At 60.3% G+C, this 290-nt stretch carries 1 protein-coding gene; it reads left to right on the forward strand.

Annotated elements, in window-relative coordinates; genetic code table 11:
- Positions 1–229, forward strand: a 229-nt coding sequence (locus ACTFO6_RS18560; protein WP_439935849.1) for a hypothetical protein, incomplete at its 5' end; no start/stop codon positions are given.
- Between the last annotated feature and the right edge of the window lie 61 nt (positions 230–290).

Genomic DNA, 290 nt, shown 5'->3' on the forward strand with positions numbered 1-290 from the left:
GTTCAGGACTTACCAGGACGCAAGCCTCAGCCGATGGACTACGGTGGACATGGCTGCCCGGGATCTCATGGATCTCGGCGAGGCGGTGAACCCAGAGCGCGTTTGGCAATACCTGCAACAAGTTCCCGAATGGCAGCACAAACTCCAGCGCGAAGAATTCAGTCTCGACCTCATCGCCAGCACGCTCGCGGGATTGCGGAAGTTCGGGTTTCTGGCCGAAGGTTCGTGACGCCCACCATCCGGGGACCGCAACGCGCTTCATCGAACCCCATTCTGAAGCGCCGCCAAAG

The sequence above is a fragment of the Pelomicrobium sp. G1 genome (assembly GCF_051905455.1).
Classification (GTDB): domain Bacteria; phylum Pseudomonadota; class Gammaproteobacteria; order Burkholderiales; family UBA6910; genus Pelomicrobium.